General features: G+C 71.1%; 19 protein-coding genes. 7 read left to right on the forward strand and 12 right to left on the reverse strand.

Annotated elements, in window-relative coordinates; genetic code table 11:
* The first annotated feature begins 6 nt into the window (after positions 1 to 6).
* Positions 7 to 261 (forward strand): Smr/MutS family protein, encoded by a 255-nt coding sequence (locus QP939_RS49805; RefSeq protein WP_086675002.1) that lies wholly within the window; start codon positions 7 to 9, stop codon positions 259 to 261.
* Between the two features lie 5 nt (positions 262 to 266).
* Here QP939_RS49805 and QP939_RS49810 read toward each other — a convergent pair whose 3' ends face one another.
* The 6 genes from QP939_RS49810 to QP939_RS49835 form a co-directional block, all read right to left on the reverse strand.
* Positions 267 to 866, reverse strand: coding sequence for an Rv1733c family protein (locus QP939_RS49810; protein ID WP_285453971.1), 600 nt, complete (start codon positions 864 to 866; stop codon positions 267 to 269).
* A gap of 228 nt (positions 867 to 1,094) precedes the next feature.
* Complete coding sequence (gene hsaB / locus QP939_RS49815) at positions 1,095 to 1,634, reverse strand: 3-hydroxy-9,10-secoandrosta-1,3,5(10)-triene-9,17-dione monooxygenase reductase subunit (RefSeq protein WP_285453972.1); 540 nt, start codon at positions 1,632 to 1,634, stop codon at positions 1,095 to 1,097.
* Positions 1,631 to 2,542: an iron-dependent extradiol dioxygenase HsaC gene (gene hsaC, locus QP939_RS49820; protein ID WP_285453974.1), complete on the reverse strand. Its 912-nt coding sequence runs from the start codon at positions 2,540 to 2,542 to the stop codon at positions 1,631 to 1,633. The genes hsaB and hsaC overlap by 4 nt, the downstream gene beginning before the upstream one ends.
* Positions 2,542 to 3,384 carry a 4,5:9,10-diseco-3-hydroxy-5,9,17-trioxoandrosta-1(10),2-diene-4-oate hydrolase gene (hsaD, locus tag QP939_RS49825; RefSeq protein WP_285453975.1) on the reverse strand — a complete coding sequence of 281 codons (843 nt, stop codon included), beginning with the start codon at positions 3,382 to 3,384 and terminating at the stop codon, positions 2,542 to 2,544. Before hsaD ends, hsaC begins: the two co-directional genes overlap by 1 nt.
* Positions 3,384 to 4,547 (reverse strand): 3-hydroxy-9,10-secoandrosta-1,3,5(10)-triene-9,17-dione monooxygenase oxygenase subunit, encoded by a 1,164-nt coding sequence (gene hsaA, locus QP939_RS49830; protein ID WP_285453976.1) that lies wholly within the window; start codon positions 4,545 to 4,547, stop codon positions 3,384 to 3,386. Before hsaA ends, hsaD begins: the two co-directional genes overlap by 1 nt.
* Positions 4,548 to 4,580: 33 nt before the next feature.
* Positions 4,581 to 6,182: an FAD-binding protein gene (locus QP939_RS49835; RefSeq protein ID WP_285453977.1), complete on the reverse strand. Its 1,602-nt coding sequence runs from the start codon at positions 6,180 to 6,182 to the stop codon at positions 4,581 to 4,583.
* 100 nt (positions 6,183 to 6,282) lie between these two features.
* Between QP939_RS49835 and kstD the strand changes: the two genes are divergently transcribed.
* Genes kstD through QP939_RS49865 form a run of 6 tightly spaced genes read left to right on the forward strand, consistent with a single transcriptional unit; the run spans position 6,283 to position 11,705 of the window.
* Positions 6,283 to 7,947, forward strand: coding sequence for a 3-oxosteroid 1-dehydrogenase (gene kstD, locus QP939_RS49840; protein WP_285453978.1), 1,665 nt, complete (start codon positions 6,283 to 6,285; stop codon positions 7,945 to 7,947).
* Positions 7,944 to 9,080 carry a 3-ketosteroid-9-alpha-monooxygenase, oxygenase component gene (locus QP939_RS49845; protein WP_285453979.1) on the forward strand — a complete coding sequence of 379 codons (1,137 nt, stop codon included), beginning with the start codon at positions 7,944 to 7,946 and terminating at the stop codon, positions 9,078 to 9,080. Before kstD ends, QP939_RS49845 begins: the two co-directional genes overlap by 4 nt.
* Complete coding sequence (locus QP939_RS49850; RefSeq protein WP_285453980.1) at positions 9,077 to 9,334, forward strand: hypothetical protein; 258 nt, start codon at positions 9,077 to 9,079, stop codon at positions 9,332 to 9,334. The genes QP939_RS49845 and QP939_RS49850 overlap by 4 nt, the downstream gene beginning before the upstream one ends.
* Complete coding sequence (locus QP939_RS49855; protein ID WP_285453981.1) at positions 9,327 to 10,358, forward strand: ferredoxin--NADP reductase; 1,032 nt, start codon at positions 9,327 to 9,329, stop codon at positions 10,356 to 10,358. Before QP939_RS49850 ends, QP939_RS49855 begins: the two co-directional genes overlap by 8 nt.
* An 8-nt stretch (positions 10,359 to 10,366) precedes the next feature.
* A complete protein-coding gene (locus QP939_RS49860; protein ID WP_285453982.1) occupies positions 10,367 to 11,215 on the forward strand; it encodes a MaoC/PaaZ C-terminal domain-containing protein in 849 nt (282 codons plus the stop codon).
* Positions 11,216 to 11,249: 34 nt separating this feature from the next.
* Entirely contained in the window at positions 11,250 to 11,705 is a 456-nt protein-coding gene (locus QP939_RS49865) for a riboflavin kinase (protein WP_285453983.1), read from the forward strand.
* A 163-nt stretch (positions 11,706 to 11,868) separates the two neighbouring features.
* On the opposite strand, the gene QP939_RS49870 is transcribed toward QP939_RS49865, so the two are convergent.
* The 6 genes from QP939_RS49870 to QP939_RS49895 all read right to left on the reverse strand — a co-directional run bounded on the left by QP939_RS49870 (position 11,869) and on the right by QP939_RS49895 (position 17,251).
* A complete protein-coding gene (locus tag QP939_RS49870) occupies positions 11,869 to 12,423 on the reverse strand; it encodes a DUF5134 domain-containing protein (RefSeq protein ID WP_285453984.1) in 555 nt (184 codons plus the stop codon).
* A gap of 72 nt (positions 12,424 to 12,495) precedes the next feature.
* Positions 12,496 to 13,680 (reverse strand): lipid-transfer protein, encoded by a 1,185-nt coding sequence (locus QP939_RS49875; RefSeq protein WP_285453985.1) that lies wholly within the window; start codon positions 13,678 to 13,680, stop codon positions 12,496 to 12,498.
* Positions 13,677 to 14,063 (reverse strand): MaoC family dehydratase, encoded by a 387-nt coding sequence (locus QP939_RS49880; RefSeq protein WP_285453986.1) that lies wholly within the window; start codon positions 14,061 to 14,063, stop codon positions 13,677 to 13,679. Before QP939_RS49880 ends, QP939_RS49875 begins: the two co-directional genes overlap by 4 nt.
* Positions 14,060 to 14,977 (reverse strand): bifunctional MaoC family dehydratase N-terminal/OB-fold nucleic acid binding domain-containing protein, encoded by a 918-nt coding sequence (locus QP939_RS49885; protein ID WP_285453987.1) that lies wholly within the window; start codon positions 14,975 to 14,977, stop codon positions 14,060 to 14,062. Before QP939_RS49885 ends, QP939_RS49880 begins: the two co-directional genes overlap by 4 nt.
* Complete coding sequence (locus tag QP939_RS49890) at positions 14,974 to 16,128, reverse strand: acyl-CoA dehydrogenase family protein (protein WP_285453988.1); 1,155 nt, start codon at positions 16,126 to 16,128, stop codon at positions 14,974 to 14,976. Before QP939_RS49890 ends, QP939_RS49885 begins: the two co-directional genes overlap by 4 nt.
* 4 nt (positions 16,129 to 16,132) lie before the next feature.
* Positions 16,133 to 17,251 carry an acyl-CoA dehydrogenase family protein gene (locus QP939_RS49895; RefSeq protein WP_285453989.1) on the reverse strand — a complete coding sequence of 373 codons (1,119 nt, stop codon included), beginning with the start codon at positions 17,249 to 17,251 and terminating at the stop codon, positions 16,133 to 16,135.
* Positions 17,252 to 17,283: the final 32 nt, after the last annotated feature.

The raw sequence follows: 17,283 nt of genomic DNA on the forward strand, positions 1-17,283 counted from the left end.
GCGCGCGTGAAGCTCAAACTGGACCTGCACGACATCTACAACCGCGGCGGCGAGATCGACCGGGCGCTCAAGGCGATCATCGACGAAGCCGTCGCCAAGAAGGCGCCGCTCGTCGAGATCATCCCCGGGAAGGGGTCCGGTCAGCTGAAGAAGCACGTCCTGCGGTTCCTCGAGCGCAAGGACGTCAAGGCGCTCTACCACCGGGTCGAAAAGGACAAGGACAACTTCGGCCGGGTGTTCGTGCACTTCCGCTGGAAGTGAAGTGCTCAGAACCGGCTGTCGTGGCGGGCTTCGGCCCAGGCGCGGTCCCAGGCCGCCGAGTGCAGCCTGCCCAGCACCAGCCGGCCGATTCCGTACACCCCGGCCAGCGCGCCGGTGATCGCGACCCACAGCAGGATCGCCGCGAAGATGCCGTCCGCCACCGACGTCGACGGGGACAGCGGTTCCGACACCAGCTCGCCGTGCTGGTCCAGCCACACCGTCACGTGGGTGCCCGCCGGGCTGCCCGCGTCGGCGAGGACGTCGCCCGTGTGGCGGGCGCCGCGGGCGTCGAACCAGGCGGCCGGGACCGTCGTCTGGTCGGCGGGCGCGCCCGCGCCGTCGGTGCTGTAGGGCTGGTTGCTCGCCGCGGCGAGGGAGACGGCCGTCGCCGGGTGGCGGGTCGTGCGCTCCACCTCCGCGCGGGCGGTCTGCGACGCGTACGTGTCCGATCCGAACGCCGCCGCGAACGGCAGGGCCAGGAACGCGCCGGCGATCATCAGGAGCAGCAAGGCCGCTTCGACGCGGTCACCCGCCCTCGTCAGCGGGTTGCGGCCGGGGTGCAACCGGCGCCGGAACCGGGCGATCCGTCCGCTGGGCCCACGCATGCGCGACTCACTCCTCCCCGAGAAAACGTCTTCTTGATAACAGTGTGCGCTCGGGGTCTCGACTTTCTCTCGCGAATGGGATGCGGCCCACCTGTGAAACCGTGCACAACCACCCGGTCGCGCTAACTGGCCGCGATCGGCGACGACACGGCGTGACCAATCGGCGCGAAGGTTGTGCGGAATGCCGGACTTCCCGGCGGATGTACCGCTGAGCGGCAACGACGGTCTTCAGAGCCAGTCGTCCGGGCGCGGCCACGGCATCAGCGCGGCCAGCGCGTCCCGCGCGGGCTCGGTCACCGCGTACCGGCCGCGGTGGAAGAGCAACGGCCGCGCGTCCGACGGCGTCCCCAGCGCCGTGACCCGGCCGATCACGACGTAGTGGTCCCCGGCCTCGTGCACCGTTTCCAGGGCGCAGTCGATCCACGTCAACGCGCCGTCGAGCAGCGGCGCCCCGGACGGCGCCGGAGTCCAGCCGACGCGGGCGAACTTGTCCTCGCCGCGGGCGCCGAACACCGCGCTGACCTCCTGCTGGTCCTCGGCCAGCACGTTGACCGCGAACCGGCCGGCCGCGGCCAGCACCGGCCACGTCCGCGAGGTGCGGGCCGGGCAGAACAGCACCAGCGGCGGGTCCAGCGAAAGAGCGGCGAACGACTGGCAGGCGAACCCGGCGAGCGTGTCGCCGTCGCGGCCGGTGACCACCGTGACGCCCGTGCAGAAGTGCCCGAGCACGCTGCGGAACTCGGTCTGGTCGACCGCCACCGAGGTCATGATCCCGGGGGCCGCGCGCCGACCGAGAAGTCGTGGCCCCACAGCGAAACCGCGGTGCTCTCGCGGGCGATCCAGTTGTCGTCGTCGACCTGGCGGCCCTCGCAGCCGAACTCGACGTCGAAGCCGCCCGGTGTCTTCATGTAGAACGACAGCATCAGGTCGTTGACGTGCCGGCCCAGCGTGGCCGACATCGGCACCTTGCGCCGGATCGCGCGGTCGAGGCACAGCCCGACGTCGTCGGTGTTCTCCACCTCGACCATCAGGTGCACGATCCCGGACGGCGTCGGCATCGGCAGGAACGCCAGGCTGTGGTGCCGCGGGTTGCAGCCGAAGAACCGCAGCCACGCGGGCGGGCCGTCGGCCGGGCGGCCGACCAGCTGCGGCGGCAGGCGCATCGAGTCGCGCAGCCGGAAACCGAGGACGTCCCGGTAGAACCGCAGCGACGCCTCGTCGTCCTTTGTGGACAAAACGACGTGACCGAGGCCTTGCTCGCCGGTGACGAACTTGTGGCCGTACGGGCTGACCACGCGCCGGTGCTGCAGCGCGACGCCGTGGAACACCTCCTGGGTGTTGCCGGACGGGTCGTCGAAGCTGATCAGCTCGTCGACGCGGCGGTCGGCCAGTTCCTCGGGCGTGCCCTCCTTGTACGGCACCGACGCACTGTCCAAACGGGACCGCAGCTCGTCGAGTTCCCCCGCGTGCGCCACCTCCCACCCGGTGACAGCCAGCCGGTCCGCGTCACCCGGGGAGATCACCAGCCGGGCCGGGAAGTCGTCCATACGCAGGTAGAGCGCGTCCGGGTTGGTGCCGCTGCCTTCGACCATGCCGAGCACCTTGAGCCCGTACTCGCGCCAGGCCGCCATGTCGGTGGCTTCGATGCGGAGGTAGCCCAGTGACCGGATGCCCATCAGGAACTCCCGAGGAAGTCGAGGGCCAGCCGGTTGAACTCGTCGAACTTCTCCAGCTGGGCCCAGTGCCCGCAGCCGCCGAACACGTGCAGCTGCGCGCGTGGAATCGTCTTGAGCGCCACGAGCGCGCCGTCCAGGGGGTTGACGCGGTCCTCGCGGCCCCAGATCAAAAGAACGCGCTGGCGCAGCCGGTGGGCTTCGCGCCAGAGCATGCCTTCTTCGTAGCTGTCGGGCTGCGCGAACGACATCCCCATCGCCCGCATGGCCGCCAGCGACTCCGGCGTGTTGGCCGCGGCCAAGCGGTCGTCGATCAGCTCGTCGGTGATCAGGGACTGGTCGTGGACCATGATCCGCAGGAACGCTTCCATCCGCTCCCGGCTGGGCTGAGCCGCGAACCGCCCGAGGTTCTTGACGCCTTCGGTGGGGTCGGGCGCGAACAGGTTGACGCTCAGCCCGCCCGGCCCCATCAGCACCAGCCGCCCGGCGCGCTTGCCGTGGTTCAACGCCAGCCGGACCGCGGCCCCGCCGCCCAGCGAGTTGCCGACGAAGTGGGCGCGTTCGATCCCCAAGGCGTCCATCAGCCCGACGACGGCGTCCGCGCTGTGCCGGAAGTACTGCGGGTGCTCGGTCGGTTTGTCCGACCGCCCGAACCCGGGCTGGTCGACGGCGATCGTCCGGTAGTGCTTGGCGAACTCCGGCAGGTTGCGGCCGAAGTTGCTCCACGCCGACGCGCCGGGCCCGCCGCCGTGCAGCAGGATCACCGTCTCGGCGTGTTCCGCGCCGGCCTCGTGGTAGTGCAGCTTCAGCGAGCCCGCCTGGACGTACTTGCCTTCCGGGGCCATCAGTACATCGCGTTCTCGACGGGGAGCCCGAAGGCGCCGGTGCCGAACATGACGTACGCGCGCTCGGCGTCGTTGGCCGCGTGGACGCGGCCCGCGTGCGCGTCGCGCCAGAAGCGCTGGATCGGCGTGCCGCGCTGGATCGCGCGGCCGCCGGAGTTCTCGAAGAGCCGGTCGATCGCCGCGATCGCGCGCTCGGTGCCGCGCACCTGGTCGCGCCGGACGCGCAGCCGGAGGTCGCTGGGCAGCCGTTCCTCGCGCTTGGCGAGTTCGTACAGCTCGTCGATGTTGCGGGTCAGCTGCAGCCAGGCGGCGTCGATCTCACTGGCCGCTTCGGCGATCCGCACCTTGGCGAACGGGTCCTCTTTGGACTGTTCACCGGCGTACGCGGCCCGCACGCGCTTGCGCTGGTGCTCGACGTGCGCGTCGTAGGCGCCCTGGGCCATGCCGATGATCGGCGCGGTGATCGTGGACGGGTGCACCGAGCCGTACGGCAGCCGGTACAGCGGACCGGGGTTGACGGCCTGGCCCGGCACCTTGCACTTCGACGTCGCGATGAAGCTCAGCGCCCGGTGCTGCGGGATGAAGACGTCCTCGACGACGATGTCGTTCGACCCGGTGCCGCGCAGGCCCACGGTGTCCCAGACGTCCACGATGGTGTAGTCGGCGATGGGCAGCAGGTAGGTGCAGAAGTCGACCGGCTTGCCGCCGGAGAACGCGGGTCCCCCGAGCAGCACCCACGTGCAGTGGTCGCAGCCCGAGGAGAAGCTCCAGCGGCCCGACAGCCGGTAGCCGCCGTCGACGACCTCGGCCTTGCCCATCGGGGCGTACGACGACGAGATCCGCACGTCCTCGTCCTCACCCCAGACCTCCTGCTGCGCCTGGGCGTCGAACAGCGCCACGTGCCACGGGTGGACGCCGAGGATGGAGGCGACCCAGCCGGTGGACCCGCACGCGCTCGCGATCAGCTTGACCGCGGTGTAGAAGCTCACCGGGTCGGTTTCGAGCCCGCCGAAGGGCTTCGGCTGCAGCATCTTGAAGAACCCGGTCTCCTGCAGGGCCTTCACGGACTCCTCGGGGACACTCCGGGCGTCCTCGGTGTCCTGGGCCCGTTCCCGCAGGACCGGCAGGAGGTCCCGGACCCCGGCGATCACCTGCTCGCTCATGCGCAGTTCCTCTCTCGCGTCACTGCCGCAAGACTAGAACACGTTCTCGTTTTTGTCGAGAACGCCCTGCGCCAGGGCACTGTTGATCCCTGCCCTGCGGCCGGAAAACACGCAGTCGGCCAGGGACAACCCGCTCACGTACGACCTGGAACAGATTCCCACCGCGGTGCGCCCGGCGGCGTACAGCCCGGGAATGGACTCCCCCGCCGTGCTCCGCACCGCGCCGGTGTCCTCGTCGACGACCAGGCCGCCGAGGGTGAGCATCGGCGTCGGGTAACCGAGGTTGGGCCGCACCGAGATGTCGATGAGCGAGTACGGCGGGGTTTCCAGCCGTCGCCGGAACTCGTCGGGCTTGCCGACGGGGTCCTCGTCGCCGTGGTAGGCCTCGACGCTCGCGCGCAGCCCCTCGGCGTCGATCCCGGCCTTGCGCGCCACCTCGTCCAGCGTCGACCCGACGACGCGGCCGCGGCGCAGCAGGTACCGCAGCTGAAGCCACTGGAACCACTGGCTTTGCGCCCACCCGTCGCGCCGCGCCTGCGCGACGATCGGCGCGTCGACGAGCAGCCAGCCCTTGCTCCCGTGCTCCTCGATGAGCTTTTCGCCGACGGCGGCGCCGTAGCGGGACTCGTCGATGACGCGCCGCCCCTCGACGTCGACGATGATCCCGCCGAGGAACGCGCTCGGCGGCGTCACGAACCGCCACGCCGAGATCCGGCCCAGTTCGCCGGTCGCCGCCCCGGCTTCGACGCCCATCCGGATGCCCGAGCCGTTGTCGGCCGACGTGCCCAGCGCGAGCCCGCCGCGGTACTTCGGCGCGTGCTCGCGCACCATCTCCCGGTCCGCGATGAACCCGCCCGCGGTGAGCACGACCCCGCGCCGGGCGGAAATCCGCAGCTCACGGCCGTGCGCGCGTTCGAACCGCTCGACCCGCCGGTGCAGCGACTTGCGCAGCGAGGGCACGTAGATGCCGGGCTTGGCCGCGTACCGCGCGAACCGCCGATGCCGGGCCACCACCCACGCGGGCGCGTCGCGCAGCGTGTCGGCGACGAGCCCGGTGACGCGGCCGTCGTCGTCGCGGACCAGGCTCCGCGCGGTGGTCTGGGTCAGCACCCGGATGCCGCGCTCGCGCACGGCCGCCTTGAGCCGCGTCATCAGGAGCTTCCCCGACGTGCCAGGTCCCTTGACGCGGTGGCCGCGCGGGGCGGGCTTCGCCGCGTCGCGGAAGCCGCCGGCCGCTTCGCTGCCGGAGTAGTAGAGGTAGTGGCGGTCGCTCGGGTACGACGTCTTGTGCGGGCAGAGGCTGCCTTCGAACGGCACGCCGTTGCCCTCCAGCCAGGTGATCATCTCGCGGCTGCCCTCGCAGAACCGCCGCAGCGTCTGTGCCGAGACGACGTCCCCGGTCTCGAGGCGCAGGTAGGCGTACATCGCGTCGACGGAGTCGTCGACGCCCGCGTCGAGCTGCTGGGCGGTGCCGCCGCCCGCGTAGACCACGCCCCCGCTGACCGCGCTGGCGCCACCGCCGTCGAACCGCTCGACGATGACGACGTCGGCGCCCGCGTCGGCCGCTTCGAGGGCGGCGCAGGCGCCCGCCGCCCCGAACCCCACGATGACCACGTCCGCGACGAGTTCGTCCATGGTCGTTACCCTAGAACTGAAACACGTTCTCGTCTATGGTGACCGAAAGCGGCTCTCAACTGGATACTCGTTACATGGAACACGTTACAGGTGAGGTGAGATGACGGAGCAGTTCGACGTCGTCGTGGTCGGCAGTGGCGCCGCCGGGATGACCGCCGCGCTGGCCGCGGCCCACCACGGCCTGAGCGTCGTCCTCCTGGAGAAGGCGACCTGCTTCGGCGGCTCGACCGCGCGCTCCGGCGGCGGGGTCTGGCTGCCGGGCAACCACGCGCTGCGCGCCGCCGGGATCGACGAGCCACCCGAACGGGCGCGCGAGTACCTGGCCTCGATCGTCGGCGACGTCGTCCCGGCCGTCCGGCGCGACACCTTCCTCGACCACGGACCCGAGGTGCTGAAGTTCGTCTGCGACCACACGCCGCTGAAGTTCCGGTGGGTCCGCGACTACAGCGACTACCACCCCGAAGCCCCCGGCGGGCGGCCCGGCGGCCGGTCGGTCGAACCGATGGCCTTCGACGGCAAGCTCCTCGGCGACGAGCTGGCCCACCTCGAGCCGCCGTACAGCGCTCCCCCGCTCGGCGTGCCCATCACCCAGGCGGACTACCGCTGGCTGAGCCTCCTCGCCCGGCACCCGCGCGGCGCCGTCCGGATGCTCTCCCTCGGTGTGCGGTGGCTGGTCGGCCGCCTCCGCGGGCAGCGGCTGCTGAGCATGGGGCAAGCGCTTGCGGCCGGGCTGCGGGTGGGCCTGACCAGGGCGGGCGTCGAGGTCCGGCTCAACACCCCGCTGGTGGACCTGCGGGTCGACGGCGATCGCGTCACCGGCGTCGTCACCGCGGACGGCGTCGTCGAAGCCCGGCGCGGGGTCATCCTCGCCAGCGGCGGGTTCGAGCGGAACCTCGAGATGCGCGAGAAGTACCAGCGCGCGCCGATCGGCGTCGACTGGACCGTCGGCGCGGCCGCCAACACCGGCGACGGCATCACCGCCGGCCTCAAGCTCGGCGCGGCCATCGACCTGATGGACGACGCCTGGTGGGGCCCGTCGCTGCCGCTCACCGGCGGGCCGTGGTTCGCGCTGGCCGAGCGGTCGCGGCCGCGCAGCATCATGGTCGACGCGCGCGGGCAGCGGTTCGTCAACGAGTCGGCGCCCTACGTCGAAGCCGTGCACGCGATGTACGGCGACGGCGACGGCCCCGGCGAGCACATCCCGACCTGGCTGGTGTTCGACCAGCGCTACAAGGACCGGTACATGTTCACCGGCGTCGGGCCGCGCCAGCCGCTGCCGGGCCGCTGGTTCAAGGCCGGGATCGCGGTGAAGTCGGGCTCACTGGAAGGCCTGGCCGCGAAGATGGACGTCCCGCCGGCCGGCCTCGCCGCGACCGTCGAGCGCTTCAACGGCTTCGCGCGCAAGGGTGTCGACGAGGACTTCCACCGCGGGGTCAGCAAGTACGACCACTACTACGGCGACCCGCGCAACAAGCCCAACCCCAGCCTCGGCCCGCTCGACAAGGCGCCGTACTACGCGGTGAAGATCGTGCCGGGCGACCTGGGCACCAAGGGCGGGCTGCGCACCGACGAGCACGCGCGGGTGCTGCGCGAAGACGGCTCGGTGGTGCCCGGGCTGTACGCCGCGGGCAACGTCAGCGCGGCCGTGATGGGCCGGACGTACGCCGGGCCGGGCGCGACCATCGGCCCGGCCATGGTGTTCGGCTACCTTGCGGCGACGCGGCTGGCGAACGAAGATCAGGGGACCACGGGAGGGCAGCGATGACGCAGGACTCGGTACGCACCATCTACGCCGGTGAGCCGCCGACCCGGTTCGCGCGCGGCTGGCACTGCCTCGGCCTGGCGGAAGCGTTCCACGACGGGAAACCGCACGCCGTCACGGCGTTCGGCACGAAGCTCGTCGTGTTCGCCGACTCCCGCGGCGAGCTGCACGTGCTCGACGGCTACTGCCGCCACATGGGCGGCGACCTCACCCAGGGCACGATCAAGGGCGACGAGGTGGCGTGCCCGTTCCACGACTGGCGCTGGAACGGCAGCGGCAAGTGCGTCTCGATCCCTTACGCCAAGCGGGTTCCGCTGCGCGCGCGGACGCGGTCGTGGACGACGCTGGAGCAGAACGGGCAGCTGTTCGTCTGGCACGACCCGGAAGGCAACCCGCCGCCGGAGGAGCAGGCGATCCCGCGGATCGAGGCCGCCTACAGCGACGAGTGGAGCAACTGGACCTGGGACGAGATCTTCATCGACGGCTCCAACTGCCGGGAGATCATCGACAACGTCGTCGACATGGCCCACTTCTTCTACATCCACTACGCGTACCCGACGTACTTCAAGAACGTTTTCGAGGGCCACATCGCCACGCAGTACCTCAACACGAAGGGCCGCCCGGACATGGGCATGGCCTCGAACTACGGCGGCGAGGACAACCTGCTGCGCTCGGAGGCGTCGTACTTCGGGCCGTCCTACATGATCAACAAACTGGTGAACTCGTTCCAGGGCTACGAAATCGAGAGCGTGCTCATCAACTGCCACTACCCCGTGACGCCGACGTCGTTCGTGCTGCAGTACGGCATGAAGGTCAAGAAGCAGCACGGGATCACCGACGAGCACGCGGACAAGATCGCCGCGAAGCTGGCCAAGGGCATCGGCGCCGGGTTCCTGCAGGACGTCGAGATCTGGAAGCACAAGACGCAGATCGACAACCCGCTGCTGTGCGAAGAGGACGGTCCAGTCTACCAGCTCCGCCGCTGGTACCAGCAGTTCTACGTCGACGCGGCCGACGTCACCGAGGACATGACGCGCCGGTTCGAGTTCGAAGTGGACACCACGAAGGCGAACGAGGCGTGGGCGGCCGAGGTGGCGGAGAACCTGGCCCGGCAGAAGACCGAGGCGGAAGTGTGACCACCGCCGAGCAGACCGAGTTCCTGACCGGCGGGCTGCGGCCGCACGAGTGCCGCAGCTGCGGGACGTGCGTGCTGGTGAAGAAGAACAGCATCCAGCACACGAGCATCCAGTGGACGTCCCGGCCCGCCGACACGTGCCCGGTGTTCGCCGACGCGGACGGCCCCTCGGCGTTGCTCGACACCTGCCCGAAGCTGGCCGACAGCATCGGCGACGCGGTGCGCGAGGGCACGCTGGCGGTGGCCGATGGCTGAGCGGGTCTACACGCTGACGGTCGCCGACGTCGTCGTCGAAACCCCGGACGCGCGGTCGGTCGTCTTCGAGATCCCGCCCGAGCACGCCTCGGCGTTTTCCTATGCGCCGGGCCAGTTCCTGACGTTGCGGATCCCCAGCGAGCAGACGGGTTCGGTGGCGCGGTGCTATTCGCTGTCGAGCGCGCCGCACGAGGACCGCGTGCAGGTGACGGTGAAGCGGACTGACGGCGGCTACGGGTCGAGCTGGATCTGTTCTTCGCTTCGCCCGGGGATGCGGGTCGACGTGCTGGCCCCCGCCGGGGTGTTCAGCCCGGGGTCGCTGGACGAAGACTTCCTGCTGTTCGCGGGCGGCAGCGGCATCACGCCGGTGATGGCGATCCTCAAGACGGCGCTGGAGCGCGGCTCCGGCCGGGTGGTGCTGGTCTACGCGAACCGCGACGAGCGTTCGGTGATCTTCGCGGGCGAACTGGCGTCGCTGGCCAAGCGGTACGGCGAGCGGCTCGTCGTCGTGCACTGGCTGGAGAGCGTGCAGGGGCTGCCGGACGTCGCCCAGCTGCGCGGGCTGGCCTCGGCGTACACGTCGTTCGAGGCGTTCCTGTGCGGGCCCGCGCCGTTCATGGCGGCGGTCCGGGAAGCGCTCGGACAGCTCGGCGTGCCGCGGAACCGGGTGCACGTCGAGAAGTTCACGTCGCTGACCGGGAACCCGTTCGAGGACGTCGTGGTCGAGGAGGAACCGGCGTCGGACGACGCACCGGCGTCGCTGACGGTGTCCCTGGACGGCTCGACCCGCTCGATGGCGTGGCCGCGGCAGCGGAAGCTCCTGGACCACCTGCTGGACGCGGGCATGGACGCGCCGTACTCGTGCCGCGAGGGACAATGCAGCGCGTGCGCGTGCCGGATCGTGTCGGGTGAGGTCAAGATGCTGCACAACGAGGTCCTCGACGCCGAGGACATCGCGGACGGCATCGTGCTGGCCTGCCAGTCGCTGCCGGTCACCGACGAGGTCTCGATCAGCTACGAATAGGAGCCCGCGTGCCCATCAACCCCGACGTCGCGATCGGCGCCGAGATCGGCGAGGTGAGCTTCGCCTGGACGTCGTCGGACGTGCTGCTGTACCACCTGGCGCTCGGCGCGGGGCCAGGCGAGCTGCGTTATACGTATGAGCGTGACCTGGTGGTGCTGCCGACGTTCGCGACGGTGGCGGCGAACCTGCGCGTGTTCGACCCGCCGGCGGTGTCGTTCCCCGGAGTGGAGATCGACCTGGCCAAGGTGCTGCACGGCAAGCAGGAGATCACCCTGCACCGGCCGATCCCGACATCCGGGAAGGCCGTGGCGAAGTCGCGGATCGCCGACGTGTACGACAAGGGCAAGGCGGCGGTGGTGATCCAGGAGGTGGCGGTCACGTCGTCGTCGGGTGATCCACTGTGGACGGCGCGATCGAGCATCTTCGCCCGCGGCGAGGGCGGTTTCGGCGGGTCGCGGGGCCCGTCGGACGGGGTTTCTTTTCCTGCGCGGGAGCCGGATTCCGTCTTCGAAACGCCGACGTTGCCGCAGCAGGCGTTGCTGTACCGGCTGTGCGGCGACCGGAACCCGCTGCACGCGGACCCCGAGTTCGCGCGGGCGGCCGGGTTCCCGGCGCCGATCCTGCACGGGCTGTGCACGTACGGGATCGTGGCCAGGGTGCTGGTCGACGAGTTCCTCGACGGCGACCCGGCGCGGGTGGCGTCGTTCGCGGCGAAGTTCGCCGGAGTGGTGTACCCGGGCGAGACGCTCCGGACGAGGGTGTGGCGCTCGGCCGACCGGCTGCTGGTGACGACGTCGGCGGTCGAGCGGGACGACGCGCCGGTGCTGGCGGACACGGTGCTGGTGCCCACTTCGTGAGAACGTCCCGGCGGCCGCCCGCTAACGTGGAGGGGTGACTTCGGAATACTTCGTGGTGCGCGGAACGGTCGAACACGGCGACGAGCGAGGCCGCGAGCTGGGCTTTCCCACGGCGAACATCGCGCTGCGGGACCAGTCGGGCTCGGTCGGCGACGGGGTGTGGGCGGGCTGGGTCCAGCGTCCGGGAGGAGAACGCCTCCCGGCGGCGATCTCGGTCGGCCGCCGCCCGACGTACTACGGAGCGGACGGGTACCGCCTGCTGGAGGCCCACCTGCTGGACTTCACGGGAGACTTGTACGGCGAGACGCTGGTGGTGTGGCTGGGGTCGCACCTGCGTGAGCAGCAGAAGTACACGTCGGCGGAGGACCTGATCACGGCGTTGAAGAACGACATCGCGGCGGCGGCCCAGTGGACGGCCTCGCACCCGGCGGCGAGTCTCCCGGAGCCGGGCGAGGGCGAGTTGGGCGAGGTCCGCCGCGTGGCGGGCTGAAGGGGACGTTGCTCTCATCTGGTGAGCTGAAGGGGACTTTCCTCGCATCTGATGCCAGGAAAGTCCCCTTCAGCCCGCCTCGCCAAGCCCGGTCAAGCGTCTTGAATGACTCATTCAGGTCTTCGGAGGTCCTGAATGACCCATTCAAGACCCGCCGGGGTCGTCACACGGCCGCGGCCAGGAGCATGTAGCCCATCCCGGCGCCCATCACCACCCGGCAGACCGCGCGGGAGCCCTGACCCGCGTGCACCGCCGCCCCGGGCCCTGGGGCCGCGCGGACCGCCAGCACTCCCGTGCGGGCCGCGTCCGCCACGAAATACCCCGCCGCCGCCACCGCGAGCAGCGGTAATGCCAACCGGGCGTCCATTGTGGCCATCGTCAGCCACGGTCCGTGATCCACTCCGTGGTGCGGCATCGCCGTCACCATGTAGAACATCGCCGCCGCTGACAGGGCGTGGTGGGCGCAGTCCCTCCGGCGCCACCAGGCCACCGCGAACCAGCCCGTCGTCAACGCCAGCACCGCCTGCCAGCCCGCCGCCGGGATCGGGCCGCCGACCGGGGAGAACATCGCCACCATCGCCACCACCAGCAGCAACTCCGCCAGGTCGCCGTGGCGCACGCCGTGGCCCAGGCGCACGTAGTCCAGGCGGACCAGCCGGAGCACGCACGGCAACACCAGCGCCGCGAACACCGCCGTCAGCGCCCAGTCGACCGCCATCGCCCGTCGGCCTCACTCTCCGTCGCAGGTGGTGTCTCCACCGTGACACCCGCGACGGCACCGCACCAGCCGTCAATGAGGTGACCCGGCGTCACCCGTCAGGACGAGGCCGCTGGTCGGCACGCCGGTACCCGCCGTCACCAGCACCCGCGCCGCGCCGTCCACCTGGTTGACCGCGCTGCCGCGGATCTGGCGCACACCCTCGGCGATGCCGTTCATCCCGTGGATGTACGCCTCGCCGAGCTGGCCGCCGTGCGGGTTGAGCGGCAGCGCTCCGTCCAGCTCCAGCGCGCCGTCGGCGATGAAGTCCTTCGCCTCACCGCGGCCGCAGAACCCCAGCTCCTCCAGCTGCATCAGGACGTACGGCGTGAAGTGGTCGTACAGCACCGCGACGTCCACATCGGACGGTCCGAGCCCGGACTGCGCCCACAGCTGCCGCCCGACCACGCCCATCTCCGGCAACGCCGCCAGGTCGTCGCGGTAGTAACTGGTCATCACGTACTGGTCAGGCCCGCTCCCCTGCGCCGCCGCCGCGATCACCGCCGGCGGCCGGGCCAGGTCGCGAGCCCGCTCGACACTCGTCACGACCAGCGCCACCCCGCCGTCGCTCTCCTGACAGCAGTCCAGCAGGTGCAGCGGCTCGGCCACCCAGCGCGACGCCTGGTGCTCCTCCAGGGTGATCGGCCGTCCGTGGAACCACGCGTTCGGGTTCGTCGCCGCGTGCTTGCGGTCGACCACCGCGACCCGCCCGAAGTCCTCGCTCGTGGCCCCGTAGTCGTGCAGGTACCGCCGCGCGACCATGGCCACCGTCGCCGCCGGGGTCGCGATGCCCATCGGGTAGTGGAACGCGTTGTCCACCCCGGACGAGTTCACCTGCCCGGCCGCCGCCGAGGACACCTGGCCGAACCGCATCCCCGACCGTTCGTTGAACGCCCGGTAGGCGACGACGACGTCCGCGACGCCGGTCGCCACCGCCATCGCGGCCTGCTGCACCGTCGCCGCCGCGGCACCACCGCCGTAGTGGATGCGGCTGAAGAACTTCAGCTCGGGGATGCCCAGCTCGCGTGCCACCGCGATCTCCGCGTTGCCGTCCATGGTGAACGACACCAATCCGTCCACATCGGACGATTTCAGACCCGCGTCGGCCAGTGCGTGGGAGATGCATTCGGCCGCCAGCCGCAGTTCGCTCCGCCCGGAATCCTTGGAGAACTCCGTCGCGCCGATCCCGGCGATGGCCGCCTTGCCCGACAGCGTCACGGCAGTGTCACCTCCACGGTCCCGGCGACGTGCTCACCAAGACTGTCCACACCGGACACCGAGACGACGACGTCACGACCCGAAGCCGACACCACGCGGCCGGTGAAGGTGAGCGTGTCGTAGGCGTAGCACGGCACGCCGAGCCGGATCTTGATCGACCGGATCAGCGCCTCCGGCCCCGCCCACTCCGAGACGAACCGTTGCACCAGGCCCGTGTCGGTGAGGATGTTGACGAAGATGTCCTTCGAGCCGCGGGCCACCGCCGAGTCGCGGTCGTGGTGCACGTCCTGGAAGTCGCGGGTGGCGATCGCCGTGCTGACCACGAACGTCGGCGTCGCCTCGATCGTCAGCGGCGGCAGCTCGGTCCCTTCGGCGACGGTCATCGGGCCACCTTCCACGCGGGCAGCGTCAGCTCGTCGTCGACGCGGACGAACGCCGCCACCACCGGGAGTCCGATGTGGACCTCCTCCGGCGCGGCGTCCAGCAGTTCGGCCATGACGCGAACCCCTTCTTCCAGTTCCACCAGCGCCACCACGAACGGCAGCTGCTTGCCCGGCACCGGCGGGTGGTGGTGCACGACGTAGGAGTACACCGTCCCCCGGCCGCTCGCGACGACGTAGTCCGGCTTCGCGTCCAGCGAGCCGTCGGGCGGCATCGGCCCCGGCGGGTGGCGCAGCACGTCGCCCCACCGCTGGATCCGCAGCTCGCCCTCGCGCAGACCGTCCCAGAAGAACTCGGTGTCCCGGCTGATCACCGGCCGCAGCACCGGCGCGGGCGGCGGTTCCGGCGCGGGTGGCCGGAACTTCAGGACGCGGAACATCATCTCCGCGACGGCCTCGCCCTCGACGTACCAGGTCATCCGCGTGGTGACGAACCATCCTTCGCCGAGCGCGGTCTTCTTCGGCCCGACGACGCTCTCCAGCTTCGTCCGCGCCTCGACCTGTTCGCCGGGCCGCAGGTAGCGGTGGTAGGTCTGCTCGGAGTTGGTCGCGACGACGGAGGTGAACCCGGCTTCGTCCAGCAGCTCCATCATCAGGCCGAGCGGGTCGTCGCCGCCGCGGGGGACGTTCAGGCCGCCCATCGTCCACACCTGCGCCATCGCGGGCGGCGCGACCAGTCCCTTGTGGACGCTTTCGGCGGCGAACTCCGGGTCGGCGTAGACCGGGTTGCGGTCACCGATCGCCTCGACCCAGTTGTTCACCATGGCCTGGTTGACCGGGTCGCGCGCCAGGCGCGGCGCGCATTCCCCGCGCGCGGCGATCTTCTCGGCGGCTTCGATGATGTCCTGGTCGTTCATCGCGGCACCCTCGGCAGGCCCAGGCCGATCGAGGCGATCAGCTCCCGTTGGATTTCGCTGACCCCGCCGCCGAACGTCAGCACGATGTTGCGCTTCGCGGCGACGTCGAGCCACTCCGCCAGCTCGGCGGTGTCCGGATCGGACGGATCGCCGTGGCGGGCGACGAGTTCTTCGAGGTTCCGGCCGATCCGCTGGATGACCTCGGAGCTGAACACCTTGGTCGCCGACGCGTCGGCGACGTCCACCGCGGCGTTCGCCGAGGACACCGCGACCTGCCAGTTCAGCAGCTCGTTCACCCGCGTCACGGCCAGCACCTCGGCCAGCGCGGCCCGGACGTCGGCGAGGTCCAGCAGCCCGTGGGCGGCGGCCCACGCGCGCACGCGGTCGTACAGCCCGCCGATGCGCCCGGCCGGGCCGAGCATCACGCGCTCGTGGTTGAGCTGCGTGGTGATCAGCCGCCAGCCCTCGTTTTCCTTGCCCACCAACCGGTTCGCCGGGACGCGGACGTCCGAATAGTACGTCGCGTTGACGTGGTGGGCACCGTCGCAGGTGATGATCGGCGTCCACGAGTAGCCGGGGTCGCTCGTGTCGACGATGAGGATCGAGATGCCCTTGTGCCGCGGCGCGTCGGGCGCGGTCCGCACGGCCAGCCAGATGTAGTCCGCGTCGTGCCCGCCGGTGGTGAAGATCTTCTGGCCGTTGACGACGTACTCGTCGCCGTCGCGCACCGCTGTCGTCCGCAGCGCCGCGAGGTCGGTGCCCGCCTCCGGCTCGGTGTAGCCGATCGCGAAGTGGATCTCGCCGGCGAGGATCTTCGGCAGGAAGAAGGCTTTCTGCTCGTCGGTGCCGAACTGCTGCAGCGTCGGCCCGACGGTCTGCAGCGTCACCGAGGGCAGCTGGACATCGGCGCGCGCGGCCTCGTCGACGAACAGGTGCTGCTCGATCCCGCCGAAGCCCTGGCCGCCGTACTCGACCGGCCAGCCGACGCCGAGCCGCCCGTCGCGGCCCATCCGGCGGACGATCTCGCGGAACACCGGCCCGTGCCGTTCGCGCCGCATCGCCCGGCGTTCCTCGGGGCTGATCAGGTCGGCGAAGTACGCGCGCAGCTCGGCACGCAGTTCCCGTTGCGCCGCGGTCAGTTCGACGTGCATCCGCTCACCCCGCCACTCGTTCGCCGAGCCTGCCGAGCCGGTGCGCGGCGCCGCCGAGCGCCCGGCCGAGGTCCTTCACCGCCGACGAATACCGGTGCAGCGGATAGGTTTCGTCGACGCCGACGCCGCCGTGCAGGTGGTGGCAGATCGCGAGCGCGTCCGGCGCCCGCGACGCGAGCCAGTAGGCGGCGATGTCGAGTTCGGCGTCCGCGTCGAGGCCCGAAGCCAGCCGCCAGACCGCGGACGTCACGGCCAGGTGGACGGTCCGCGCGGCGACGTAGACGTCGGCGATCTGGCCCGCGACGGCCTGGAAAGTCGCGAGTGGACGGCCGAACTGCTCGCGCTCGCCGACGTGCTTCACGGTCAGCGCCAAGGCTCCGGCGAGCAAGCCGTCCCCGAGTGCCAGCGCGCCTGCCAGGGCGAAGCGGTGCAACGCCTCGACCGCGCCTTGGTCGGCGAGGAGGTCGGACTCCTCGACGGCGACGTCGTCGAGGCGCACGGTGCACTCCGGCGTCTCCGCGGAGTTGCGCGTCGGGAGCAGCGTGACGCCGTCGGCGTCCGGGTCGACCAGGTAGACGGCGGTGCCGTGCGGAGTGGACACCGGCGTGAGGATCCGGGCGGCGCGCTCCGCGTACGGGACGGCGGTCTTCACGCCGCTGAGCAGCCACTTTCCGTCGCCCGGCCGCGCGGTCGCCGCGGGCCGGGTGGCGAACGGCGCCGACGGCTCGTGCAGGGCCGCGGTGAGCAGGGCCTCCCCCGCCGCGACCGGCGGCAGCAGGGCCGCGCGCTGCGCCGGGGTCCCGAGCGTCTCGACCGGCAGGACACCCAGGGCGAGTGCGGCGTACGCGGGCACCGGAGCGGCGGCGCGGCCGACCTCGGTGAGGACCTGCGCGACCTCCGCGACGCCCAGGCCGTCGCCGTCGAGGTCCGGGGGCAGCGCCAGCGCGAGCAGGCCCGCGCCCGCGAGCGCGCGCCACGGATCGTCGTCCACCGCGCGCTTCGGGGGGTCCGTGGGGGCGGAGCCCCTCGGGCGGGGTCCGGGGGTCGCACCCCCGAAGTCGCAGAGCACTTTCGCGGTGAGTGCGGCGATCTCCGTCTGCGTATCGTCAAGGGTGAAGTCCACGCCTGTCCTCCGGATCGGCGCAATACTGAAAC

The organism is Amycolatopsis nalaikhensis, assembly GCF_030264295.1.
GTDB lineage: Bacteria > Actinomycetota > Actinomycetes > Mycobacteriales > Pseudonocardiaceae > Amycolatopsis > Amycolatopsis nalaikhensis.

Coding starts and splice junctions, on each gene's coding strand:
- QP939_RS49810 (WP_285453971.1), bottom strand. CDS start 866: ATGCGTGGGCCCAGCGGACGGATCGCCCGGTTCCGGCGCCGGTTGCAC.
- hsaB (WP_285453972.1), bottom strand. CDS start 1,634: ATGACCTCGGTGGCGGTCGACCAGACCGAGTTCCGCAGCGTGCTCGGG.
- hsaC (WP_285453974.1), bottom strand. CDS start 2,542: ATGGGCATCCGGTCACTGGGCTACCTCCGCATCGAAGCCACCGACATG.
- hsaD (WP_285453975.1), bottom strand. CDS start 3,384: ATGGCCCCGGAAGGCAAGTACGTCCAGGCGGGCTCGCTGAAGCTGCAC.
- hsaA (WP_285453976.1), bottom strand. CDS start 4,547: ATGAGCGAGCAGGTGATCGCCGGGGTCCGGGACCTCCTGCCGGTCCTG.
- QP939_RS49835 (WP_285453977.1), bottom strand. CDS start 6,182: ATGGACGAACTCGTCGCGGACGTGGTCATCGTGGGGTTCGGGGCGGCG.
- kstD (WP_285453978.1), top strand. CDS start 6,283: ATGACGGAGCAGTTCGACGTCGTCGTGGTCGGCAGTGGCGCCGCCGGG.
- QP939_RS49845 (WP_285453979.1), top strand. CDS start 7,944: ATGACGCAGGACTCGGTACGCACCATCTACGCCGGTGAGCCGCCGACC.
- QP939_RS49855 (WP_285453981.1), top strand. CDS start 9,327: ATGGCTGAGCGGGTCTACACGCTGACGGTCGCCGACGTCGTCGTCGAA.
- QP939_RS49870 (WP_285453984.1), bottom strand. CDS start 12,423: ATGGCGGTCGACTGGGCGCTGACGGCGGTGTTCGCGGCGCTGGTGTTG.
- QP939_RS49880 (WP_285453986.1), bottom strand. CDS start 14,063: ATGACCGTCGCCGAAGGGACCGAGCTGCCGCCGCTGACGATCGAGGCG.
- QP939_RS49885 (WP_285453987.1), bottom strand. CDS start 14,977: ATGAACGACCAGGACATCATCGAAGCCGCCGAGAAGATCGCCGCGCGC.
- QP939_RS49890 (WP_285453988.1), bottom strand. CDS start 16,128: ATGCACGTCGAACTGACCGCGGCGCAACGGGAACTGCGTGCCGAGCTG.